This window comes from Actinocrinis sp., from assembly GCF_035946395.1.
Classification (GTDB): Bacteria; Actinomycetota; Actinomycetes; order Streptomycetales; family Catenulisporaceae; genus Actinocrinis.
In genome coordinates, this window is the sequence record NZ_DASYZI010000442.1 from 1 (window position 1) to 22,385 (window position 22,385).

Annotated in this window: 19 protein-coding genes and 1 pseudogene; 13 read left to right on the forward strand and 7 right to left on the reverse strand. The window is 71.9% G+C overall.

The window, feature by feature from the left end; genetic code table 11:
* The 4 genes and pseudogenes from VGS97_RS28085 to xylB all read right to left on the reverse strand — a co-directional run.
* Positions 1–90, reverse strand: a 90-nt coding sequence (locus VGS97_RS28085) for a DUF427 domain-containing protein (protein ID WP_349262293.1), incomplete at its 3' end; no start/stop codon positions are given.
* A 144-nt stretch (positions 91–234) separates the two neighbouring features.
* A pseudogene (locus tag VGS97_RS28090) lies at positions 235–714 on the reverse strand (GNAT family N-acetyltransferase); the annotation flags it as partial.
* Between the two features lie 162 nt (positions 715–876).
* Entirely contained in the window at positions 877–2,076 is a 1,200-nt protein-coding gene (locus VGS97_RS28095) for an ROK family transcriptional regulator (protein ID WP_414641863.1), read from the reverse strand.
* Between the two features lie 237 nt (positions 2,077–2,313).
* Positions 2,314–3,795: a xylulokinase gene (xylB, locus tag VGS97_RS28100; protein ID WP_326856694.1), complete on the reverse strand. Its 1,482-nt coding sequence runs from the start codon at positions 3,793–3,795 to the stop codon at positions 2,314–2,316.
* A 146-nt stretch (positions 3,796–3,941) separates the two neighbouring features.
* Here xylB and xylA point away from each other — a divergent pair, with 146 nt between their 5' ends.
* Positions 3,942–5,117, forward strand: a complete 1,176-nt coding sequence (gene xylA, locus VGS97_RS28105) for a xylose isomerase (RefSeq protein ID WP_326856695.1) — start codon at positions 3,942–3,944, stop codon at positions 5,115–5,117.
* 258 nt (positions 5,118–5,375) lie between these two features.
* Here the strand turns inward: xylA and VGS97_RS28110 are convergent, their stop codons facing one another.
* The gene (locus VGS97_RS28110) at positions 5,376–6,191 is read right to left on the reverse strand and encodes a metallophosphoesterase family protein (RefSeq protein WP_326856696.1); all 816 of its coding nucleotides are present in this window, start codon (positions 6,189–6,191) and stop codon (positions 5,376–5,378) included.
* Positions 6,192–6,213: 22 nt separating this feature from the next.
* Entirely contained in the window at positions 6,214–7,245 is a 1,032-nt protein-coding gene (locus tag VGS97_RS28115; RefSeq protein WP_326856697.1) for a hypothetical protein, read from the reverse strand.
* Between the two features lie 201 nt (positions 7,246–7,446).
* Between VGS97_RS28115 and VGS97_RS28120 the strand changes: the two genes are divergently transcribed.
* From VGS97_RS28120 to VGS97_RS28165, 10 genes are all read left to right on the forward strand, one after another.
* Positions 7,447–8,640, forward strand: a complete 1,194-nt coding sequence (locus VGS97_RS28120; protein WP_326856698.1) for a hypothetical protein — start codon at positions 7,447–7,449, stop codon at positions 8,638–8,640.
* A gap of 16 nt (positions 8,641–8,656) precedes the next feature.
* A complete protein-coding gene (locus VGS97_RS28125; protein WP_326856699.1) occupies positions 8,657–9,733 on the forward strand; it encodes an ABC transporter ATP-binding protein in 1,077 nt (358 codons plus the stop codon).
* Positions 9,730–10,497: an ABC transporter permease gene (locus tag VGS97_RS28130; protein WP_326856700.1), complete on the forward strand. Its 768-nt coding sequence runs from the start codon at positions 9,730–9,732 to the stop codon at positions 10,495–10,497. Before VGS97_RS28125 ends, VGS97_RS28130 begins: the two co-directional genes overlap by 4 nt.
* Positions 10,494–11,354 (forward strand): ABC transporter permease, encoded by an 861-nt coding sequence (locus VGS97_RS28135; RefSeq protein WP_326856701.1) that lies wholly within the window; start codon positions 10,494–10,496, stop codon positions 11,352–11,354. Before VGS97_RS28130 ends, VGS97_RS28135 begins: the two co-directional genes overlap by 4 nt.
* A gap of 282 nt (positions 11,355–11,636) precedes the next feature.
* Positions 11,637–11,792 carry a hypothetical protein gene (locus VGS97_RS28140; RefSeq protein ID WP_326856702.1) on the forward strand — a complete coding sequence of 52 codons (156 nt, stop codon included), beginning with the start codon at positions 11,637–11,639 and terminating at the stop codon, positions 11,790–11,792.
* 163 nt (positions 11,793–11,955) lie between these two features.
* The gene (locus tag VGS97_RS28145) at positions 11,956–13,128 is read left to right on the forward strand and encodes an alkaline phosphatase family protein (protein ID WP_326856703.1); all 1,173 of its coding nucleotides are present in this window, start codon (positions 11,956–11,958) and stop codon (positions 13,126–13,128) included.
* Positions 13,129–13,142: 14 nt separating this feature from the next.
* Entirely contained in the window at positions 13,143–14,366 is a 1,224-nt protein-coding gene (locus VGS97_RS28150; protein ID WP_326856704.1) for a hypothetical protein, read from the forward strand.
* Positions 14,363–16,219, forward strand: coding sequence for an aminotransferase class I/II-fold pyridoxal phosphate-dependent enzyme (locus tag VGS97_RS28155; protein WP_326856705.1), 1,857 nt, complete (start codon positions 14,363–14,365; stop codon positions 16,217–16,219). The genes VGS97_RS28150 and VGS97_RS28155 overlap by 4 nt, the downstream gene beginning before the upstream one ends.
* Positions 16,216–18,150 (forward strand): DUF4910 domain-containing protein, encoded by a 1,935-nt coding sequence (locus VGS97_RS28160; RefSeq protein ID WP_326856706.1) that lies wholly within the window; start codon positions 16,216–16,218, stop codon positions 18,148–18,150. The genes VGS97_RS28155 and VGS97_RS28160 overlap by 4 nt, the downstream gene beginning before the upstream one ends.
* A gap of 7 nt (positions 18,151–18,157) precedes the next feature.
* Positions 18,158–19,198 (forward strand): GNAT family N-acetyltransferase, encoded by a 1,041-nt coding sequence (locus VGS97_RS28165; protein ID WP_326856707.1) that lies wholly within the window; start codon positions 18,158–18,160, stop codon positions 19,196–19,198.
* A gap of 91 nt (positions 19,199–19,289) precedes the next feature.
* Here VGS97_RS28165 and VGS97_RS28170 read toward each other — a convergent pair whose 3' ends face one another.
* On the reverse strand, positions 19,290–20,714 hold the full coding sequence (locus tag VGS97_RS28170; RefSeq protein WP_326856708.1) for a S53 family peptidase: 1,425 nt from the start codon (positions 20,712–20,714) through the stop codon (positions 19,290–19,292).
* A 253-nt stretch (positions 20,715–20,967) separates the two neighbouring features.
* Between VGS97_RS28170 and VGS97_RS28175 the strand changes: the two genes are divergently transcribed.
* Positions 20,968–22,065: a glutamate--cysteine ligase gene (locus tag VGS97_RS28175; RefSeq protein WP_326856709.1), complete on the forward strand. Its 1,098-nt coding sequence runs from the start codon at positions 20,968–20,970 to the stop codon at positions 22,063–22,065.
* A 104-nt stretch (positions 22,066–22,169) separates the two neighbouring features.
* The coding region (locus VGS97_RS28180; RefSeq protein WP_326856710.1) for a hypothetical protein at positions 22,170–22,385 on the forward strand (216 nt) is incomplete at its 3' end.

The window sequence follows — 22,385 nt, forward strand, 5'->3', positions numbered from 1 at the left end:
CGGCGGGAAGTACTGATTGCCCTCGACCACGACGGTCTGGTCGCTCTCGGCGATCACCTGACCGTTCCACACCGCGCGTACCGTCGCCATGACGGCCTCCTTCTCAGTCTCCGCATTCATCGCCAGGCGACCTGCCTACCACGGCCGCGCCAGCTACAACCCGCCGCCGCGCGCAGTTCTTCCGGACTCTTCTGGTCCGGGCTCTTCGACACTGGCCGGGCTTCCGTTCGGATCGGTGAGCTCATCGGCCAGCAGATCCATCAGTAGGCCGTCGTGCCAGGTGCCGTCGGCGCCGCGCTCGTAGCGGCGCATTAGGCCGACCGGGCGAAAGCCGACCTTGGCGTAGCAGCGGATCGCCGCCTGGTTGTCCGCCGCCGGATCGATGGTGATCCGATGGTGCCCGTGATCGGCGATCAGGTGACGCGCCACGGCGTGCACGGCATCGCTCCCGAGCCCGTGGCCGTGAACTGCCGTGTCGAGGTAGATGTCGATGGACGCGTGACGGTAGTCCGGCTCCTCCTCGGCCGACCACTGGATCAGGCCGACGATCCGGTCTTCGTACTCGATCACCAGGCTGTGCGCCTCGTCGTCGGCCAACTCGTCGGCGACGGTCGCGGCCAGGTCCTCGCCGCCGCGCCACCAGCGGTACACCTCGGGGTCTGCGCGGATCGCGACCAGTGCGGGGATGTCGGCATCGTGCGCGGGGCGCAACATCACCAGTGTTCCGCGCAGCGTGTCTGGCAACGCTGTTTCAGACAGCGCTGTCTCAGGTGGTGCTGTCTTGGGCAATGCTGTCTCGGGCAACGCCGCGGAAGGTGTGCGCGACGTTTGTGGGCTCTGCATATATCGAGACACTAACGACCCACGGCGTGCCGATCAGCTGCTTTTACGTACCTCACGCGTGTTGCGCCAGGCAGCGTAACGCGCGGGGTCCTCGATGATGCGCCTGATCGTCACTGTGCCGGCGCCGAGCAGCGGGCCGCGCCGGCCGAGTTCGGACGGTTGCAGCGCCTCGGAATTCCACGGCCGCACGGTGACGCGCGCCGCGAGTTCGGCGCGCATGCCCGGCAGCAGCCACTCGCCGAGCTCCGCATACGCGCCGCCGAGTACCAGCGCCGAGGGGTCGAGCAGGTTCACCGCGCCGGACAGGGCCGTGCCCAGCGCCCGGCCCGCCCGGTCCAGCGCGTCGAGCACCCGCCGGTTCCCGGCCAGCGCCTCGTCGGTCAGCGTTTTGATGTGGTCGCCGCCCACGCCGGCCAGCCCCGCCGCGCGCAGCACGGTCTCTTCGCCCGCGTACTGCTCCAGGCAGCCGCGCGCGCCGCAGGTGCACACGGGACCGTCCGGCTGCACCGGGACATGCCCCAACTCGCCGGCGAACCCGCGCGCGCCGCGGAAGAGCCGTCCGCCGATCACCACGGCTGCGCCGATGCCCGCCTGCGCGGAGACGTGCACGAAGTCGGGCGGGCGGGTCGAGCCGTGCCACAGCTCCGCCAGCGCGCCGAGATTCGCTTCGTTGTCGACCTCGACCGGGACCGCCCGCAGCGTCGCCGGCAGCCACTGGGCCGGCGACGCCGCGACGGGCACGTCACGCCAGCCGAGGTTCGGCGCCTGCTCCACGGTGCCGCTCGCGGCGTCCACCAGGCCGGGCACCGCGACCACCGTGCCGACCGGGTGCAGTCCCTGCGCCGCGGCGTGCTGGAGCGCGGCGGCGGCCACGTCGCTCAGCTCCGCCAGCACCTCGCCCGGCTTGCGGCCTCGGTTCGGCGCCTCGATCTCGACCCACGTGCGCACGGTGCCGTGCAGGTCGATCACGCAGGCGCCCAGATGCTCGACCGCGATCTCCAGGCCGAGCCCCGCCGGTCCCTGCCCGCTCAGCGCCAGCGCGGTGCCGGGCCGGCCGACCCGGCCGCTGGGCGCCAGGCCGAGATCGGTCGTCAGCCCGGCCGCGGCCAGCTCGTTGACCAGGCTGCCGACCGCGGCCCTGGTCAGCCCGGTGCGCTCGGCGACCTCGGCGCGCGAACTCGGGCCGTGCGCGGCGAGCGCGCCCATGACCAGCGCCAGGTTCTGCCGCCGCATGCCCTGCTGCGACGCCGGGCCCCCGCCGTGCTCGGCGCGGGCGCCGCGCGGCCGGGCCGCGCCGATCGACCGTGTGTCAGTCGGCCGTGTCTCAATTGGCTGTGTCTCAATCGGCCGCGTGCCGGCTGGCTGCGCGTCGGTGGGCTGCGTGTCCGCCGGGTCGCTCACGCTGCCCCTCCTCGGCTCTCCGATCCGATCCGCCTTGAGCGGGTGGCGTGACTCTCCCGGCTTAACGGGTTAACCTTCGCCAGCTGCCCGGCGATCGGCCAAACCGGTCCCGAACAGGCCACCTGCTTCGGCTCGTTGCAGGGTATCCGCGATGAGGGCACGGGATGTGTCGTCGCGGGGCAACGGTTCGAGCACAGGTCCGGCATCAGTACGCCACCGTCTTGCCACCTCGTCCGCGGGCTCGCCGGTCAGCAGCCCGGCGGCCTGCGCGGCCGCGCCGAGCGCCACGACCTCCTCGGCCGCCGGCACCTGCACCGGCCGCCCGGACAGCCGGCGCACCGTGTCCTGCCAGGCGGATCCGCGCGCCCCGCCGCCGATCAGCAGGATCGGCGTGTCCGACGCGAGCTGCTCGCCGCCCTCGCGCAACACGTCGTCGAGGGCTGCGAGCAGCGAGAACGCCGCGCCGTCGTATGCGGCCTGGAGCAGCTGGCCCGGCGTCGTGTCCTGCCGCAGCCCGGTCAGCAGCCCGGAGGCGAACGGCAGGTTCGGCGTGCGCTCGCCGTCGAGGTACGGCAGCACCACGGCGGTGCCCCCCGGTTCGACGGCCTGGCGGTCCAGCCCGAGCAGCGTGGCGAACCGGTCGACCGCGAGCGTGCAGTTGAGCGTGCACGCCAGCGGCAGCCAGCCGCTGAGCGCGTCGGCGAACCCCGCCACGATTCCGCTCGGGTCGGCCGGGCGGCCCCGCGTCACCGCGTATACGGTGCCTGATGTGCCGAGGCTCAGCACCGGCGCGCCGGGCAGCAGTCCGAGGCCGAGCGCCGCCGCCGCGTTGTCTCCGGTGCCCGCGCCGACCAGCACACCTTCGCGCAGCGGCGTCGGCGATCCGCCGCGTCCCGCGTCGATACGAACAGTGCCCGCCGGCTTTCCAGGCTCGACGACCTCGGGCAGCAGCGCGCTGTCCAGTCCGACCCGCTCAAGCACGCGAGTGTCGTAACCCTGCGGCGTCCACCAACCGGTGCCCGACGCGTCGCCGCGGTCCGTCGTCCCCCGGCCGGTCAGACGCTCCGTCAGATAATCGTGCGGCAGCCGCACCGCCGTGACCCGCTCGGCCGACTCCGGCTCGTTCTCGCGAAGCCACGCCCACTTGGTGACCGTGAACGACGCGGCCGGCACGCTGCCGATCCGCTCCGCCCACCAGCGCGCGCCGACCTCCTTCACCAGTGCCGCGGCCTGCGGGGCGCTGCGCACGTCGTTCCACAGCAGCGCCGGGCGCACCGGGTCGCCCTGCGCGTCGAGCGTGACGAGGCCGTGCTGCTGCCCGCCGATCGAGACCGCCGCCGCGGTGTCCGCGAAACCGGTCTGCCCGAGCGCCGAGACCAACGCCTCCCACCACTCGCGCGGATCGCTCTCCCGCGCCGCGCCGCCGCTGACCGTGTGCGGCGCCCGGCCCTGCCCGACGACCTCGCCGGTGTCCACGTCCACCGCGAGGGCCTTGGTCGACTGAGTGGAGCTGTCCACGCCGATCACGACGCGCGCTGCGGCACCTGACATCGTTGTCATAGTCCTTTCGACCGGACGAGCGGCCCGCGTGAGGGGTGGATACCGTCGGGAGCCGCGAAGGAGTAGTTTGGGCGGTGTAATTTGTATTCCGCGTTTACGAATAGAGGCTAGCCCTCTTCGAACTCCGGGAGCAAGCGATGACGCAGTCCCTCACCCCCACGCCCGCCGACAAGTTCACCTTCGGCCTGTGGACCGTCGGCTGGCAGGGCCGCGACCCGTTCGGCGAGGCGACCCGCCCGGCGCTCGACCCGGTCGAGACCGTCCACCGGCTGGCCGAACTCGGCGCGTACGGCGTGACGTTCCACGACGACGACCTCATTCCGTTCGGCTCCTCGGACGCCGAGCGCGAGGCGCATGTCAAGCGCTTCCGCGCGGCGCTGGACGAGACCGGCATGCGCGTGCCGATGGCCACCACGAACCTCTTCCTGCACCCGGTGTTCAAGGACGGCGCCTTCACCGCCAACGACCGGGACGTGCGCCGGTTCGCGCTGCGCAAGACCATCCGCAACATCGACCTGGCGGCTGAGCTCGGCGCGACGGTCTACGTGGCGTGGGGCGGGCGCGAGGGCGCCGAGTCCGGCGCGGCCAAGGATGTGCGCGTCGCGCTCGACCGGCTGAAGGAGGCCTTCGACCTGCTCGGCGACTATGTCCTCGAACAGGGCTACGACCTGCGCTTCGCCATCGAGCCGAAGCCGAACGAGCCGCGCGGCGACATCCTGCTGCCGACCGTCGGCCACGCGCTGGCGTTCATCCAGCAGCTGGCGCACCCCGAGCTGGTGGGCGTGAACCCCGAGGTCGGCCACGAGCAGATGGCCGGGCTCAACTTCCCGCACGGCATCGCGCAGGCGCTGTGGCACGGCAAGCTGTTCCACATCGACCTCAACGGCCAGTCGAGCATCAAGTACGACCAGGACCTGCGCTTCGGCGCCGGCGACCTGCGTCAGGCGTTCTGGCTGGTGGACCTGCTGGAGTCGGCCGGGTACCAGGGCATGCGGCACTTCGACTTCAAACCGCCGCGCACCGAGGACTTCGCCGGCGTGTGGGCCTCGGCCGCCGGGTGCATGCGCAACTACCTGGCGCTCAAGCACAAGACCGCGGCGTTCCGCGCCGACCCCGAGGTCCAGGCCGCGCTGCGTGCCTCCCGGCTCGACCAGCTCGCGCAGACCACGTTCGGCGAGGGCGAGTCGCTGGCCGACCTGCTGGCCGACCGCTCCGCGTACGAGGACTTCGACGCGAACGCCGCCGCCGAGCGCGGCATGGCCTTCGAGCAGCTCGACCAGCTCGCCCTCGATTACCTGCTCGGCCTGCGCTGAGCAGGTAATCGAGGGCGAGGACTGCTCACCCCGCCGAAGCCACCGATCCGGATCTACATGATCCAAGAGGTACGGCCTGGTGCCGTGGCAGCTGGCTTTCGCCCTGCTCGCCGCTCCATGACGATCTCTGGCTACGTTGCGGGCACGCCCACGCACCAACCACAGTGCGAGAGCGTGCCCGTGCCCTGCCATAGGGCGCCCTGGCGCGCTTCGCTTGCGGGCGAAGGCCGGGTTGCCCTGGCACCAGGGGCCGGAACGTCAGTCCGCGAAGATCTCGGCCTCGGCCAGCGCGATGATCTCGGCGGGCTTCGGCGGGGTGAGCAACAGCCGGGTGTAGGCGTCGCAGCCGGGGTCGGCGGCGTCCACGCTGCGCCTGACGGCCTCGGAGACGTCGTACTGCGTGCGGCGTTGCTCGACGCCCGGCCCGAGCAGCGCCCAGCAGGCGATCCCGGGCTCGCCCTCGTGGTACGGCAGGCCGACGCTGCCCGGGTTGACGCTGCGCCAGCCGCCGCCCTCCCCGTCCGGGACGATCCGGTCGAACTGGAGGTGGCTGTGCCCGCTGACCAGGATGCGCTCGTCGATCCCGGCGGCCAGCTCGCGGAAGCGCTCCTGCGGCGTGCCCGGCGTGATCAGCTCGTTGTCGCTGCGCGGCGAGCCGTGGCAGAAGCGCACCGAGCCGAGGCCGGCGATCTCCACCACCACGTTGAAGTGGAAGCCCGCGATGAACGCGGCGGCCCCGGGGGAGTGGCGGCCTGGCACCCAGTGCTCGCGCGGCGTGGTCGGCGGCTTGCCGGCGAGCAGTTCGCCGACGAAACGGTCGCCGTTGCCGCGCACGCACACCGCGCGCTCGCCGAGCGCCGCGACCAGCCCGGCCGTGCCGTCGGGTTCGGGACCCCAGGTCAGGTCCCCGCAGAACACCACCAGATCCGCGCCGCTGGCCTCGATGTCCGCCAGCACCGCTTCCAGCGCCGGGACGTTGCCGTGTACGTCGGACAGCGCCGCCACCCGGTCGACCGGGCCGAAGCGGAGCGTCTCGTCCTCCCAAACCGCCGGGCCGTGCAGGGAAGCGGTCATCGGGCGGCTCCACTAAGGCTGACTAACGACTGGTGGTCAGGGCTGCTGACTCGGCGCGTCGGCGGCGCGCCTCGGCCCGTTCCCCCGGCGGCGGGCCGATCAGGGGCATGCGGTCGGAGGCTTGCCTGTCGACGAGGTACGAAGCAAGGGTAATGCGATCCCACGCGCCGAGGGGCGAAGGCGTGTGATCCAGCCAGTCAACCAGGCGCAGCAACTCGGATTCGGGGCCCGGGCGGCGCTCCAGGGCGAGCAGCAGCCGCGACGTCATCGCGGCCCGCGCGGGATCGTCCTGCGCCGCAGATCGCAGTGCCTTGATCGCGGAGTCGACGTCGAGCGGATGCTCGGGGTGCAGCGAATACCAGCGCGCGGTCTCCCGCCGCACGGCCTCGCGCGCCTCCGGCGACGGAAGGGTGCTGAGGATGCGCAGCGGCTCGGCCCGGTTCGGCCATGCGAAGAGCACGGCCAGTTCGCGCAGCAGGTCGGCGGGCTCGTCGGGCGCGTGCACGAAGTTGAGGCACTGCGTCGTGCACGCCAGTGCCTCGCGCAGCAGGCCCCGGCCGCGGTCCGCCTCCAGATCCCCGGTCGAGCCCTTCAGGTTGCTCAGCCGCACCGCCGCGGTCAGCCCGGTGTGCTGCGGGCCGCGCGTGTCGTAGAGCGCGACCACCAGGCAGTCGGCGGCCGCCATGACCATGTCCACCGCGCGGACCGTGGACAGCGGCGCCGCGTTCAGCTGGTAGCGCCACATCTCCCGCAGCGTGCGCGGGTCGATCCGCACCCGCAGCGCCCCGAGCGGCTCGAAGCCGCGCTCGGCCGCGTAGTCCAGGGCGCGCCCGACCCGCCGGCCGGCCAGCGCCTCCGGCTTGAACATCAGGAAGCTGGTCCGCTCCAGCACCCGTTCCAGCGCCGGGCGGTCCGCCAGCCCGTCCAGCTGCTCGGCGATCTCGCGGAAGTAGACGTCCTGCGGATACAGCGTGCGCCGGTCCGGGTCGGTGGTCACCGGCGGCGCGAGCAGTTCGTGCACGTTCACCCGCTGCTCGGACACCCCCTGGTTCACCCGCACGCCCCGGCGTGGATTGTTGTCGGGAACTGATACGTAACCTAGCATGGCTCGAAGGTATTCGACGGCTGCGGCGGGAGGTGGTCCGGGATGGTGTCGTCAGCGCGCAAGGTCAGGATCCGGGTGAAGAAGAAGCCGAAGATCCGCAAGTAGCGCCGGTCCGCGGGCAGCACGCGGCAACCGAACGGGAGGAGGCCGGTGCCTCGGGTCTCGGTCGAGACGGTGCGCCGCCTGCTGGCCGCGCGTGGGTTCGATCCCGGCGCGGGCGACGACGAGCTGCTCGACGCCGCCCGCGCCGAGCGGCACAAACTCGGCGCGACGCTGCTGAGCCTCTGGGAGCGCGATGGCAGGGCCCTGACGCCTGCGCAGCGCGCCGGGCTCGCCGCGCACCGCGAGCGGCTTGAGCTCTACCGCGCCACCTGGCAGGGGCTGACCGAGGTCGCCCCGGCCGCCTTCGTCCTCAAGGGCGCGAGCATCGCGGCGCACTACCCCGCCGGCGTGTTGCGCTCCGCCGGCGACCTCGACGTCGTATGTGCGTCCCCTGACGAACTGTGGGCCGCGGCCGCGTTCCTGCTCGGTGGCGGCTGGCGGGTCGCCGCTTTCACCGTGCTGGCCGCCCGGCCCGGGGACACGGTGATCGGCCAGCTCGGCCCGGACGGGACGCCGCCGTGCCACGTGCTGGTGGAGATCACCCGGCCCGGCCCCGATCCGGCGGGGGAGGAGCTCGCCGTCGGGCTGACCACCGCCGAGATCGTCACCGTCACCTCGCGGCCCCCCTACCAGCTGGCCAGGCCGCCGATCCCGCCGCCGGCCGCGAACCTCGTCGCGCTGGCCGCCGAGTTGTGGGAGCGCGACTACCGGTCCCGCGACCTGCTGGACCTCGCGCTGCTGGTCGAGCAGCTGACCCCGGAGAGCCTCGACGCGCTGCGCGACGGCCTGAACCGCACCGGCCTGTGGCCGGAGTGGCAGACGCTGACCGACGCGGTGGCCGCGCTCGGCTGGCCGCTGCCGGTCGTGCTGCCGGAGGCGCCCGCCGCGGCGCGGCGTGAGCGCGTCGCCAGGCGGGTGCGCGCGGCGGCCCGCTGGTCCCATCCGGTGCGTGCGCTCGCCTACGCCGCGCAGTCCGGCGTCGAGCGCGAGTCGGCCCTCGCCGACCGTGCCAGCGACCTGCTGCACGAACGGATCGGCGCGTACCGGGCGCTGGCGCTCGGCCTGCCGCTGTTCGGCGTGCCGCTCGCCGGCGGCGCCGGGGCGAACGGCAGTGCGTCAGGGCTCGAATTCGTCCGGACCGGCCGCAGCCTGGTCGCGCTCACCCCGGCCGGGTCGTACCTGCTCGCCGCCGGGGCGTGCCGCCAGGAGTGGATCGACAGCGCCGTCGACGGCATCCGCTAGAGGAACAGGGAAATCGGTGAACAAGGACAGCGAGCCCGCGGTCGAGACCGACCTCTTGCGGCGGGTCTACCGCGAGCGGCGGGGCCGGCAGATCGTCGCGCTCGACGGCGTCTCGCTGCGCATCGAGCAGGGCGAGATCCACGGGCTGCTCGGCCCCAACGGGGCCGGCAAGAGCACGCTGATGAAGATCCTGTCCACGGTCCTGCTGCCCACCTCGGGGCGGGCCAGGGTGCTGGGGCACGACGTGGTGGCCGGGCATCGCGCGGTGCGCCCGCTGCTGGGCGTCGTCTTCGGGGGCGACCGGGGGCTGTACCCGCGGCTGACGGCCCGGCAGAACCTGCGCTACTGGGCCGCGCTCTACCATCTGTCCACCGCCGCGGGACGCGCCCGCGCGGACGAACTGCTGCACGAGTTCGGGCTCGCCGACCGCGCCGACGACAAGGTCGAGACCTACTCGGTCGGCATGCGCCAGCGGCTGCACCTGGCCCGCGGCCTGATCGCCGAGCCCAGGGTGCTGCTGCTCGACGAGCCGACCAACGGCCTCGACCCGCTGGCCGCCCGGCAGCTGCGCGACTGCGTCAGGTCCCTGGCGCGTCAGGGCCGCACCATCCTGCTGGCCACGCACGACCTGGTCGAGGCCGAGACGGTGTGCGACCGCGTCACGATGGTCAACCACGGCCGGATCGTGGCGACCGAGGCCCCGAAGACGCTCGCCCGGTGGATCTCCCGTTACGAACGGCTGCGCCTGGAGGGCGTGGCGCCCGCGCTGCGCGAACGCATACGCGTGCAACCCGGCGTCGCGGCGGTGGAGAACGCGCCGGACGGCTCGACGCTGGTCTCGCTGGACAGCCGTGAGGCGGCGGGCAGCGTTCTGGCATTCGTGGTGGACGCCGGGGTGACCTCCGTGCGCACCGAGCTGCCGAGTCTGGAAGAGGTCTACCTCAAACTCGTGCACGGCGATCTCGACGTCATGCGCAACAACTCTCACGGCCATGGCCTGCTCGGCGACGCCGAGGCCGATGTGACCGCTCACATGAGCGGGGAGCCGGTGGGGCACTTGAGCGGGGAACCCGCCGGCGGCAGGGCTCGATGACGCTGCTCGCCGCCACGTTCCGGTTGCAGGGCAGGATGATGCTCGCCAGCCGCGACTACTGGGTCGACCTGGTGCGCGCGCCGCTGCTCGCCGTGGTGTTCCTCGCCCTGGTGCGCCACTGCGGGCGCACCGACCTGATCGCCAACGGCCTGCTCGCGCCGGTGCTGATGGGCGTGTGGAGCATGGCGCTGCTGATCTCCGGCGAGATCATCGACGCGGACCGGTGGCTGGGCACGCTGGAGCCGCTGGTCGCCGCGCCCGCCTCGTTCGCCCGCGTGGTCGGCGGCAGGGTGCTGTTCACCACCGCGGTCAGCCTCGTGACGGCCCTGGAGGTGTGGCTGGTCGCGGTGCTCGGTTTCCGGATCGCGCCGCAGGTCCACCACCCGGCGGTCTTCGCGCTGGCCCTGCTGGCGACCGCCGCCGCGACCGCCGAGGCCGCCTCGCTGATGGCCGCGCTGTTCGTGGCCACCCGCACCGCGCGCACCTTCCAGAACTCGCTGAGCTACCCGTTCCTGCTGCTCGGCGGCGTGTTCGTGCCGGTCGGCTCGCTGCCCGCGTGGACGCACCCGCCGGCCCGGCTGATCTATCTGTCGTGGAGCTCCGATCTGCTGCGCGACGCGATGGGCCCGGCCGCGGTCACCGGCGTCGCCTGGCGGCTCGGCGTGATCCTCGGGCTCGGCGCGGCGCTGCTCGGCCTCGGGCAACTCATCCTTCGCAGAGTCCTGCGCCTGGTGCGCGAGGCCGGGACCCTGGGGCTGCGATGAGCGCGCATCAGCGGGCTTACGAGCGCCGCACCGGCTTCGACGCCTTCCGGCGGGCCGCGACGCGGCTGCGCAACGGCTTCGGCGTCCTGGTCTGGGCGGCGCGGGCCGGGCTGGCCGACCACTCCGTGATGTTCACGCTGCGCACCTGGCTGCTCGGCTGGTTCATGCGGATGATCGCGCAGGTGCTGTTCTTCCTGACCATCGGCAACCTGCTCGGGCCCGGCCAGGCGCGGTTCCTGCTGGTCGGCAACGCGGTCCTGATGGTCACGCTGCACGGGCTCAACGCCACCGGCTCGACCACCTGGGAGCTGGAGAACGGCACGCTCGGCCTGCTGGTCGCCTCGCCGAGCAGCCCGAGCACCGTGCTGGCCGGCCGCAGCCTGTTCTGGCTGCCGGACGGGCTGGCCTGCGGGCTCGGCGCGATCCTGATCCTGGCCCCGGTCGCGCACCTGACCCTGACGGCCGCGACGGTGCCCGCGGTCGCCGGCGTGATGGTCGTGACCGCGCTGAGCAGCTACTGCCTCGGCCTGTTCCTCGGCTCGCTGGTACTGACCGCCCACGATCTGCGCAACGTCGTGTCGAACGGAACGCTGACGCTGATGATGGCGTTGTGCGGCCCCGAATTCGCGCCCTCCTCGCTCGGGCCGGTCCTCGGCCGCGTCGGCGCGTTCCTGCCGCTGACTCACGGCCTGCGGGCGGTGCGCGGGGTGTTCGCCGGCATGGGCGCCGGGCAGGTCGCCGCGCTCACCGGGCAGGAGGCGCTCGCCGGCGGTTGCTGGCTGGCCGTGGCACTCGCCGTACTGGAACTGCGTGCTCGCCACAGCCGGCACGAGGGCGCGGCGCTGTTCCTGAACTGAGCCGGTCCGGTTTGCGCGGTTATTGCCTTATACCCCGTGCTTGTCTCGTGTCGGCTTGCCTCATCTTGTCCCGGCCTGCATCCGCGCGCGAACGGCGCAAACCTGTTGGCGACTGCATCGCTCGAATACGTCGTCGACCTTGACAGTCATCGAACACTGTCTTAGCGTCCGAAATATCGCGTGACCCGCGGGCGACGTCCACCGGAACACCAGGTGCCCGTACACGTCCGGACATGCGAGCCCGGAACCGCCCCTACCGCGATCGGATGGAGTGTGGAACCCATGGCCTCGAAGACCGAGGCGCCCGTGCGCCGCGGCGTCGCCACGGCCCCCGTGATGCTGGTCCCCGAGTTCGTCGAGCGCATGATCGCCGCCCGCCAGGCCGCTCAGCTCGTCAAGTTCCGCACGACGTGCACCGACTGCGTGCCCAACTGGTGATCCGCGGCTCGCGCGCAGCGCGACTGCACAGCGCTCCCGGCCCTCGCGGCGTGCCGAGTGCCTGTCGGCCGCCGCGCCCCGGCCGCGACGCCAAGTATCCGGTGTGATGATCGGAACAGTCGGGTTGCGGGGCGTTCCTGCCTGCATCGAATCGTGTCTGACGGTGCGGTTCGCGGGTTCGCGGGTCGATTCCGCGCGCCCGGACGGTCCACCTACGCGCGCCGTCCTGCCCGGTGTGATCGTGCTCGCCCTCGACGGGCTGGCACTGCACATCGCCGCCGAGACCTTCACCCACGCCGAGCTCGCCACGATGCGTTCCACGATGCCGAGCACTTCGGCCACCGCGTGGCTCACCTCGGTCACCGGGCTCGACGCGAGCGATCACGGGGCCGTGGGCATGGTCTACCGCGAGCCCGGAACCGATCGTCTGGTGAACGTCGTGACCGGCGAGGCCGCGGCGGCGTCGCACAGCTCGGCGTGGCGGGACCCGGCGTCACCGCGTCAGGCTCGGCCGTCGTCACCGGACCAAGCCGAACCGCCGGTGCTTGCGGCCCCGACGATCTTCGGCATGGCCCGTACACTCGGTGCCGAAGCCCTCGCGCTCGGACCGGAACTGGCCGCGCTGCGCGGCTCATGGATCAGCGCTCTGCTGCGCGGAGCGACATTGCGTTCCGGCGGCGGCGAACCCCCCGCCCGGGCCGTCGCGCAGATCGTCGAACGCACCGTGCGCGATGTCGGGGCAGTCATCGCGGAACCTCGCGCCGACCCGCTGCTGCTGTGGGCGTACGTCAATCTGGACGATCACATCCACCGCAACGGCTATGACGCGGCCCTGTCGGCGGCGCTGCGCTCGCTGGACGAAGCGGCGTCCCGCTGGGCGGATCGCGGCTGGACCGTGCTCGCCCACGCCGACCACGGCCAGGTCCCGGTGGCGCCGGACGAGCGGCTCGCGGCGCGCTGGGACGCCCTTGACCACCCGCGCCACTGCCGCGCGCCGAGCGGCGGAGCGGGGCGCGTCCGCTGGTTGCATCCCCTGCCCGGGCTCGAAGAATGGCTCGCCGACGAGCTGCGCGCGGCCCTCGGCGAGCACGCGTTCGTCTTCAGTCCCGGCGAACTCGACGACCGGGGGCTGATGCGCGTCACACCGATCGTCAGAGCACGAATCGGTGAGATCGTGGCGGTCGCGGCCTCGCCGCGGTTCCCGGTACCCGATCCCTCGTTCGCCTACGAACACGGCTCCATCACCGAAGACGAGATGCTGGTCCCCTTCGCCGCCTGGGGCGCACCTGCGTCCGCTGTGCCAATGCCCGCCCCGACATCCGCCGCGCACCTCTGAAACGGAGCAGTACCGTGACAGCCAGTGTCGTGTTCCGCAACAAGACCGGCGGCTCGGAGACGCTGACCGCGACCGCCGGTCAGCCGCTCTCGGACGTCCTGCGGGCCAACGGCATCCCGGCCAACGCGGTGCTCGCCTACCGCGGCGGGAAGGTGATACCGGAGAGCACCGCCGTCGTCGAGCCCGGCGACGTGATCGAGTTGCGCCAGGTGCGGCACTACGACCTGGACGTGCTGCGCAACCCGAAGACGCATACGTACGGCACGCCGGATCCGGTGTATGTCAAGACCGTGCTCTTCGATCACGGCGGGACCATGGAGCGCCGCGCCGAGCAGTTGGGCGCCGACGCCTTCGTCGAGTACGTCGAGACGACGTTCGCGCAGAGCGTCGGGTTCGGCGAGACGATGCGCCCGGGGGACCACATCGTGATCGGCCTGTCCGGCGGCCGGGACAGCGTCGCCTATCTCAAGCTGCTGGAGCGCACGCGCGGCCGGTGGCCCGAGGTCGAGATGACCGCCGTGACGATCACCGGCCTGCCGGACTGGGAGGAGCCGGCCACCTTCCAGGCCGCGCTCGACGCCTGCGCGGGGCTCGGCGTCGAGCATGTGGTCGTCACCGCCGACGAGGTCGCGGACGTCTTCCACCTGCGCGTCCCGTTCGTGGACGTGATGAGCCGCCTGGTCGCGGGGGAGCACCGCAATCTCAATATGGTGATCGGGCACCAGGTGCTGCGCCGGATGCTCGAACGCGAGGCGGCCCGGCGCGGCGCCCCGGTGGTGGCCTTCGGCTTCAACGCCGACGACCTGGTCGCCAGCATGGTCACCTGGTTCACCGCCGGATACCGGATGGGCGGCATCCCGACCCGCGAACTCGGCGAATTCCGCTACGTGTTCCCGCTCTACCGGATCACCAAGAAGGAGCTGACCCTTTACCTCGAACTGGTCGCGCCGGAGCTGAACCGGCAGGGCGCGCCGGGGCGCTTCGCCACCGGCCCGGACGAGCGCTCGATGGCGTACGCGGTCGCGGACCACCTCTACGAGCTCTGGCCCGGCATCGACTACTACCTGTTCAGCGCGTTCGAGAACGTACAGCGCTCGCTGCTGCCGATGGTGGACGACCTGTGCCGCGTCTGCGGCGGCCGGTACCTGTTGCAGGAGGGCGTGCGCAATCCGGCCGGACTGTGCGACGTATGCGGGTTCTTCCAACGCCAGGAGGTCCTGCGAGCGGATGTCGCATGACCGGCGGCACGACGCGGCGGCCCTGGTACGAGGACTACTTCGGCGGCGAGTTCTGGGCCGTCGCCGAGCACGAATACACCGCTGAGCGCACCGGCCGTGAAGCCGAGTACCTCGCCTCGGTGCTCGGCTTGAACGCCCCCGGGCGGCGCGTGCTCGACCTGGGCTGCGGCACCGGGAGGCACGCGATCGCCCTGGCTGCTCGCGGATTCCAGGTCACCGGCCTGGACGTGAGCGAGTGGGCGCTTGCGCGTGCTGCCGATTCGGCGCGCGCGGCTGACGTCGAGGCGCGGTTCGTGCACTGCGACCTGCTTCGCACGCGGCCGCTGCCTGTGCCGATGTCGGACGCGGCGATCTGCGTGCAGTCCTTCGGCCTCGGCTCGGACGCGGAACAGCTGCGGCTGCTGCGCGAGCTGCGCCGCCGGCTCGTGCCCGGAGGACTGCTGATCCTCGACCACTCCAGCGTGCTCGCCATCGTCCGGCACTACGCGCCTGAAGCCACGTTTCAGACCGACGGCCTGCGCGCCGACTTTCATCGCAGCTTTCGGACGGTCAGCGGACGCAGCGTCGGCAGTGTGGTCGTCTCCCGCGGTGGCGAGGCGGAAGAGCGGGACGCGGACGAACCGGCCGTGCTGCGCGACGACGTGCGGCTGTACCAGCCGGCTGAAGTCAGGGATCTGCTGGAGCGAGCCGGATTCGAGGTCGAACGCGTCGACGCCGACTTCACGGCGGGAGCGCAAGCCGGGATCGAGACCCGCTACGCGCAGTTCCTGGCCCGCAATCCGGGCAGCGGGCACGCGCGAGCGTCGATCGACGCCTATCGGCCGGAGCTGAGCGCTTCGCCTGAGGGGCGACTGGACCTGCGCTGGACGCCGGACGAGATCGAGTTCGTACGTCCGGCCGTGAACCTCGCCTTCCGCGTCGCGCAGCAGGAGGACTTCGCCGACATCGCACGCGAATACGCCGTCACCGACCCGTACTCGGGAACTCGCGCAGCGCCGGTGCTCTCCGCCCACTTCGGATGCGATCTCACGCCGGACATGGTCACCGCCGGAGCCGGGATCACCGGACTGCTGCAATCGCTCGCCGTGCTCGCCCAACCGGGACCGGTGCTGTACCAGGCCGGTGGCCATCCCGACCTGCCGCGCAGGGCTGAGCTGGCCGGGGCGCGCGTGTACGTGTCCGAACCCCGACCGGACGCTTTGCTTGAGGAGGTGGCGTCGCGGCGCCCCGCGCTCGTCCTGCTCGACCGGCCGACGATCGCCGGCGAACTCGCCGACCCCGCCTTCGTCAGGGCGCTGTGCGAGGAGGCCGCTGCCTGGGCCGCGACAGTGGTCGTCGACGAGGCGTACGCCACCTATGGCGGCCCATCGGTCAGCTGCGTCCCGCTCGTCGCGCGGCACGAGAACCTCGTGGTGCTGCGCAGCATGTCCAAGGGCTACTGCTGCGGCGGTCTGCGCATCGGGTTCGCGCTCGCCGGTACGGAACTCACGGCTCGCCTGCGCGAGGCGGCCCCGGAGCTTTCCGCCAACAGCGCCGGTCTGGCCGTCGCGTTGCGCCTGCTTGGACAAGGGGACGTGTTCGGTCCGCTGCGCAGCCGGATCGCCGCCGTGAAGCCGCTGGTGGCCGGAGCGCTCCGGGGTGCCGGGCTGCACGTGGACGAGGGCGCGGGTTGCCTGCCCTGGGTCACCGCGCCCGCCGGCGAGGCCGCTCGCAAGGCGATCAGCGGCAGGAGTCTGATCGTCAAGGACCTGCCCGGCCTTTATGGTGAGGGCATGCTGAAGATCGCGCTGCCGCTCTGCGAGGAGAGGCTGCGCGCCTTCCGCGCCCTGTTCGACCTGCCGGATGTGCCGTGACCTGGCTCGCGGAAACCGTCGCCGGGCTCTACCACGGGCTCGACATCGACGAGGCGATGCGCGTGCTCGCCGAGCTGGCCGGGTTCGACCGCTATCAGGGCTCTGCCGGGATCGCCGCGGCCGCTGAGCTGGTCGCCGAGGAGGCTCGGCGGGCGGGCCTGGTCGAGGTCGAAGTCCTCCGGCTGCCGGCGGACGGCCGCACCCGCTGGTGGACGTTCGCCGCCCCGGCTTCCTGGACGCCGCGTTCAGCGTCGCTGTCGATCGCCGATGGGCCGCCGCTGGCCAGCTACCCAGAACACCCTTACTCGCTCGCAGCCAACTCCGCCGGCACCACCGCGCAGCCCCGTACTCTGCCGATCGTCGGGGCGGCTGAGCCGACCTGGCAGCGGGGCGCGCTCGTTCTCGTGGAGTCGATCTCGTCACTCGGCCCCGAGCTGTTCGCCCGGCTGCGAGACGCCGCGGCGGCCGGGTTCGCCGTCGTGACGCACCCGGATCGTCCCGGGCACGTCGGCCGGGTCGAACTCGCGCCTGACAGTGGCCTGATCGGTTTCAGCGTCGATCCGGAGCGATTCGCCGGCCTGCGCGACGCCGCCGCGGCCGGGCGCCGGGCCGTCGTCGCGGTCGACGTCGACACGAGCCCGCAGTACATGCCGGTCGTCACCGCGCGCACCGCGAGCGGCGGTCCACGCGAGTGCTTGGTCACCGCGCACCTGTGCCACCCTGCGCCGGGCGCGAACGACAACGCCTCCGGCGTCGCCGCCGCGCTCGCCGTCGGCAGGCTCCTGACACGCAGGCCGCTGCGCAACCGCGTGCGGTTCGTCTGGGGCCCGGAGTTCGTCGGTCTCGCCGCATACCTGCACTCCCGCAGCGGGCAGCCGGGCTGGCAGCGTCCGCTCGCGGCGGTCAACCTCGACATGGTCGGCGAGGACCAGCGCCTGTGCGGCGGCCCGCTGATCATCGAGCACTGTCCCGACTACCTGCCGCACTTCGTCAACGCCGTCGCCGACGCCGTGGCGGGAGCGCTACCGCAGGCGTCCCGGTCGTACAGCGGCGCAGTACCCTGCGACGTGTGGGCCTGGCGTGGCACGCCGTACGTGGGCGCGTCCGATCACAGCCTGCTCGTCGACAGGTCTGTCGGCTGCCCGGCGATCCAGATAGGGCACTGGCCGGACCGCTACAACCACAGCGCCGCGGACGGCCTCGACAAGGTCGATCCGCAGGAGCTGCGCCGCTCGGCCGCGATCGCCGCGTCAGTGCTCTGCGTCGCCTGTGACGATCACGGCCCTGCGCAGGCCGAGGATCTCGCGCGGCTGGTGTCCCGCCGGGCCGCGCAACGCATGGTCGCCTGCCTGCCGTCACCCGCCGATCCGGATGACGGGGCGATCGACCGGGCGCGGCTCCTCGAACACGTCCACGACGCGGGGGCCGGCGCGCTGCGCTCGTTGCTGGAGATCGGCGCGGAACCCGGGCGGATCGCCGTCCACGAGGCCTGGCTCGCCGATCTGCACGCGAGCCTGCGCGCAGCCCCCGCCGGGGTCTACCATGATTCAGCCCTCGAATATGTCGGGACGGACCGGGCCGAGTGGCCGCTCACCCGCGCCTGGCCCGGTCCGTTCAATGTGCGTGCGCTGATCGGGCAGTGCGCCCCCGACGACCGCCGCCGGCTCGAAGGGGAGATCGCGGCGGACCGGGCCCGGTTCTACGCGATCGCGATGGCGCTGGCCCAGGCGATCGACGGGCGCGCGCACGCCGAACTGGTCATCGAAAGGGCCGCGCTCGGCTCGGGGCTGCGCATCGAGCGCGCGTTCGCAGAGAGTTTCCTGGCCGCGATGGCGCGGGCCGGGTGGGTAACGCACGGACCACCACACGGACCACCACCGCAGCGGGAACGACGCGACACCGGTGACACATGGACGGCTCTGAAGGAGTAGGCGGCAAGTGACGGCCACGCTGGAGATCCACGACGACGTGACGACGATCCCGGATTGGGACGCGCTGATGGACGAGGTCGAAGCACCCGTCTTCTACGGCAGCGCCTTCCTGTCCGCCTACCGCAAGGCCGAGATGAGCCCGGCCCGCGCCTACGCCTACCTGATGCTGCGCGACGCCGACCGCTCCCCGCGGGCCGCGCTGCCGGCCGTGCTGCTGCCCGAGATGGACCCGGTCGGCTCGCTGGCCGTGTACGAGCCCTCCATCGCCACCCGGCCGCTCGGCCTGATCAGCCACGCCTGGCACTGCTACGACACCTGGCTTCCGGCCCGCGGCGGCCCGGCGGACCACGAGGGCGTCGCCGCGATCCTGGACGGCCTGCGCGAGCTGGCCGCGGATTTCGCAGCGCCCTGGTACGGCCTGGTCAACGTGGACGCCACCGGGACGCTGGCCGCCGCGCTCGACGGAATCGGCGCGCACGGCCTGCCCATCGACGAGCGCTACATCCTCGACCTGCCGCCCGGCTTCGGCCTGAACGACTACGTGTACGAACTGTCCAGCAGGTACCGCTACACCATGCGGGTCCACCAGCGGCGTGCCTCGCGGTCCGGGGCGAGCGTGCGCGTCCTGCGCCCCGAGGACGCCGACCTCGACGCCCACCTGAGCCTGGTGCGCCGCACCGGCGAGAAGCACGGCGTCGCGAACTTCTACCCGCACGGCGGCTTCCAGGACTTCCAGCTGCGGCTCGGCGACGCGGTGCGCATCATCGAGATAAGCCTCGGCGGCCGGATCGTCGGCGTGGGCATCTGCCTGGTCGACGCGCAGCGCCTGCACTTCTGGACCTGCGGGGTCGACTACGTCGCGGCCGACACGTTCAGCCCCTTTTACGTGCTCTTCTATGAGGCGCTGCGGCTGGCGGTCGACCTCGGCGTGCCGAGATTCGAGTGCGGGCGGCGCAACGGCGCGTTCAAGCGGCGCTACGGCCTGCGGCCGATCCCGCTGCTGGCCTACATCTCGCCGACCAGGCGACCGCTGGGGATACGCGACTGACCCGCCGAGACGTCGACGCCGGCAGCCGGCTGCTCGCCGCCGGGGACCGGGATCACACCGGCGGCGGCGAGCAGCGCTCGGACGCCGTTCGTCAGTCGCCGGAGTCCGAGCCGTCGAAGTGCGCCAGGGCCTTGACGAGCTTCGCCGCGTCGAAGGTGCCGAGCCCGCTGGACAGGTCGTAACCCGGCCCTGCGGAGTAGCCGGTGACGCCGCCGAACGAGTTGTCCCCGACGGTGACGTCGACGACGCCGTTGTGCGCGGCGTGCTTGCCGACTCCGAGCTCGTACAGCGCGTCGTCGATGTTGCCGAGCCGCTGCCCGGCGGCCTGGTCGGCGAGCGCCACGATGCCCGCGAAGATCGGCGAGGCCTCGCTGGTGCCGCCGAAGATATGCCAGCCGGCCCGTGCCGGGTTGAAGGTGTAATACACCCACGCGCCGCCGTTGACCGCCGCGGACGCCGAGATGTCCGGCGTGCCGCGGTGGTCGCCGACCACGTTGCTCACGCCGTCCTGGAAGTCCGGCCGCTCGAAGACCGCCGACAGGCCGCCGCCACCCGCGCCGATGCCGTCGTTCCACACGCTGTCGGGCGAGATCCGGTTCCCGGCGTCGTCGAGGTACAGCTGCGTGCCGCCGACCGAGGTGACCAGCGGGTCGGACGACGGCCACGAGTTCACCGGCATCGTGTACAGCGTCGAGCCGTCGAGCATCGCGTTGGTCACGCCGTCGTCGCCGGAGGAGGCGAGCACGGTGACGTGGTGTTCCCTGGCGGCCTTGAACGCGTAGCGCAGCTGGAGCAGGCTGCTGAAGTCGCCCTTGTCGAAGCCGGGGAAGGTGTTCTCCGTGGCACCGAAGCTCTGCGAGATGACGTCGCCGACGCCCGCGTCGATCAGCGCCTTCTCGGCGCTCATCATCTCCGGGAAGCCGGTCACGCCCTCGGTCTCCGAGACCGCGGTCTCCACGAGCACCAGGTGCGCGCCCGGCGCGATCGCGTGCGCGTATTCGACGTCGAGCGTGCTCTCGCTGGCCCAGCCGACCATGTCGGGGTTCTTCGGGTCGAACGGCGGGACGTCGCCGGCGCGCACGACGCTCACCGTGGTGTCCGGCAGGCCCCACTGGGCGTCGAAGACCTCCAGGTCGTGCTGGATCGTCGGCGAGCCGAACGAGTCCACCAGCACGATCGTGCGGCCCGCGCCGGTGAGTCCGTGCTCGTAGAGCGTGTCGAGATTGTAAGCGGTGTGATACTGCACCGGCGAGTAGCACCGGATGCCGAGTTGTGTCAGGCACTGCGAGGTCGGCAGCGGGCTGGTGAGCGTGGCGGCGTCGATGTGGCCGGCCACCGCCGGAACGGGTTTGACCACCGCGGCCGGGCGCGCCGCGGTGCTGGAGCCGGTGCGGTCGGCGGACGCGGACGCGGTTGGCGCCGCGACGGCCGACGAGGTCTGGGCGAGCGCCACGAGCAGCGCCGCCGCGCCGGTTCCGAGCACCGGGATCGAGCTGCGGGCATGGGTTGATCGCAAGTCGAACTCCTTCGGACGGGCACGAATCGGGCGCCGGGTTTCTGGCGCCCCTTCCGCATCATGTTCGGCGCCGCCGTTTGGCAAGCATCCGTCCGATAAATAGCGCCGAGTCGTTATTGGCCCCGGGGTCGTCACGCCTCCTGACGGCGACTCAGCACCGTTCATAAGATCGACTTACCATTTCTTCATCCTCCTCATCCCCTTCATCCCTTTAATGCCGGTTTCGAGTCGATGCGTAGGGTAGAAATACGTCATGATCACGCTCGGCGTCGAGGAGGAGTACCTGCTGCTCGACCGAGCCCGCGGGTTCCCGGTCTCCGCGGCCGAGGCGGTCTGCAAGGCGGCCGGCTTGCAGCCGGCGCTGTCCAGTACCGAGATCCATCGCGAGCTGCTGCTCGCCCAGCTTGAGGTCGCCACTCCGGTGTGCGAGACGCTCGACGAGGTCGGCGGCCACCTGCTGCGGCTGCGTCACGCCCTTGGCGAGGCCGCCGAGCAGGCCGGATGCCGGCTCGTCGCGACCGGCGCCGCGCCGTACAGCACCGACGGGCCGATCGAGATCACCGACACGCCGCGCTACCGGGGCCTGTACCAGGACGCGCCGCAGCTGGTCGACGAGCAGCTGATCAACGGCATGCACGTGCACGTGGGCGTGCCCGACCGGGCGACCGGCGTGGCCGTGCTCAACCGGCTGCGGCCATGGCTGCCGGTGCTGGTGGCGCTGTCGGCGAACTCGCCGTTCTGGCGTGGCCGGGACACCGGCTTCGCCAGCTGGCGCACCGTCGTGTTCGGACGCTGGCCGGTCAGCGGCCCGCCCCCGGCGTTCACCGACGCGAGCGACTACGACCGGCGGGTGCGCGCCCTGGTGACCGGCGGCGCGATCCGCGACGTGCAGCAGATCTACTGGCAGACCCGCCTGTCCGAGCGGTATCCGACCGTGGAGGTGCGGGCCTCGGACGTGCAGCTGCGCGTCGAGGAGGCGGTGATGCTGACAGGCCTGATCCGAGGCCTCGCCCAGACCGCCATCTGGAAGCACCAGGCGGGCGAGCCCGCGCCGCGAACGCTGCCCGAAATCGTCACCGCAGCCGGCTGGCACGCGGCGCGCTACGGCCTCGAAGGATCGCTGATCACCAGTGCGGGCACGCCAGTCACGGCACGCGACGCGGCGCGAGCGTTGCTACACCACGTGTTCCCGGCACTTGCCGAGTACGGCGACGCGAGTCAGGTCGCCGCCCTGGTCGAGCAGATGCTCGATGACGGCAACGGCAGCCATCGCCAACGGCGCGTGTTGAAGGAGTCCGGTTCCGAGGGGCTGGTGCGTTACGTCGCCGACGAAACGACCAAGGAGGGCTGAGGCTGGGCAGAACAACTCGCCTGCGGCCACGATCAGGCCGCACCGAGCACAGCCGTGGCGATCAGTATGCTGCGGATCTCCTTATTCGTGACTACGCTGCGGGTATGTGGGGGGCGATCGCTGCACCTGATCACGTGCACGCGTCGGTGAAGAGTGTGTACGAGAGTTTGCAAACACTGCGTGACTTACTCGCGTATAGCGCGACGCTGACACGTGACTCCAGCGAGTACGGAGAACTCAACACGGCGTTTCGCAGCCGGCTCCGAGCACTTGAGATCGTCATGCGCGACGACCTCAAGCCGGCACTGCACTCTCGGCCG

What these genes read in the sequence shown, in the direction of transcription:
- VGS97_RS28095 (WP_414641863.1), bottom strand. Translation starts at nt 2,076, where the DNA reads ATGCGGCGGCAGAACCTGGCGCTGGTCATGGGCGCGCTCGCCGCGCAC.
- xylB (WP_326856694.1), bottom strand. Translation starts at nt 3,795, where the DNA reads ATGTCAGGTGCCGCAGCGCGCGTCGTGATCGGCGTGGACAGCTCCACT.
- xylA (WP_326856695.1), top strand. Translation starts at nt 3,942, where the DNA reads ATGACGCAGTCCCTCACCCCCACGCCCGCCGACAAGTTCACCTTCGGC.
- VGS97_RS28110 (WP_326856696.1), bottom strand. Translation starts at nt 6,191, where the DNA reads ATGACCGCTTCCCTGCACGGCCCGGCGGTTTGGGAGGACGAGACGCTC.
- VGS97_RS28130 (WP_326856700.1), top strand. Translation starts at nt 9,730, where the DNA reads ATGACGCTGCTCGCCGCCACGTTCCGGTTGCAGGGCAGGATGATGCTC.
- VGS97_RS28135 (WP_326856701.1), top strand. Translation starts at nt 10,494, where the DNA reads ATGAGCGCGCATCAGCGGGCTTACGAGCGCCGCACCGGCTTCGACGCC.
- VGS97_RS28140 (WP_326856702.1), top strand. Translation starts at nt 11,637, where the DNA reads ATGGCCTCGAAGACCGAGGCGCCCGTGCGCCGCGGCGTCGCCACGGCC.
- VGS97_RS28155 (WP_326856705.1), top strand. Translation starts at nt 14,363, where the DNA reads ATGACCGGCGGCACGACGCGGCGGCCCTGGTACGAGGACTACTTCGGC.
- VGS97_RS28175 (WP_326856709.1), top strand. Translation starts at nt 20,968, where the DNA reads ATGATCACGCTCGGCGTCGAGGAGGAGTACCTGCTGCTCGACCGAGCC.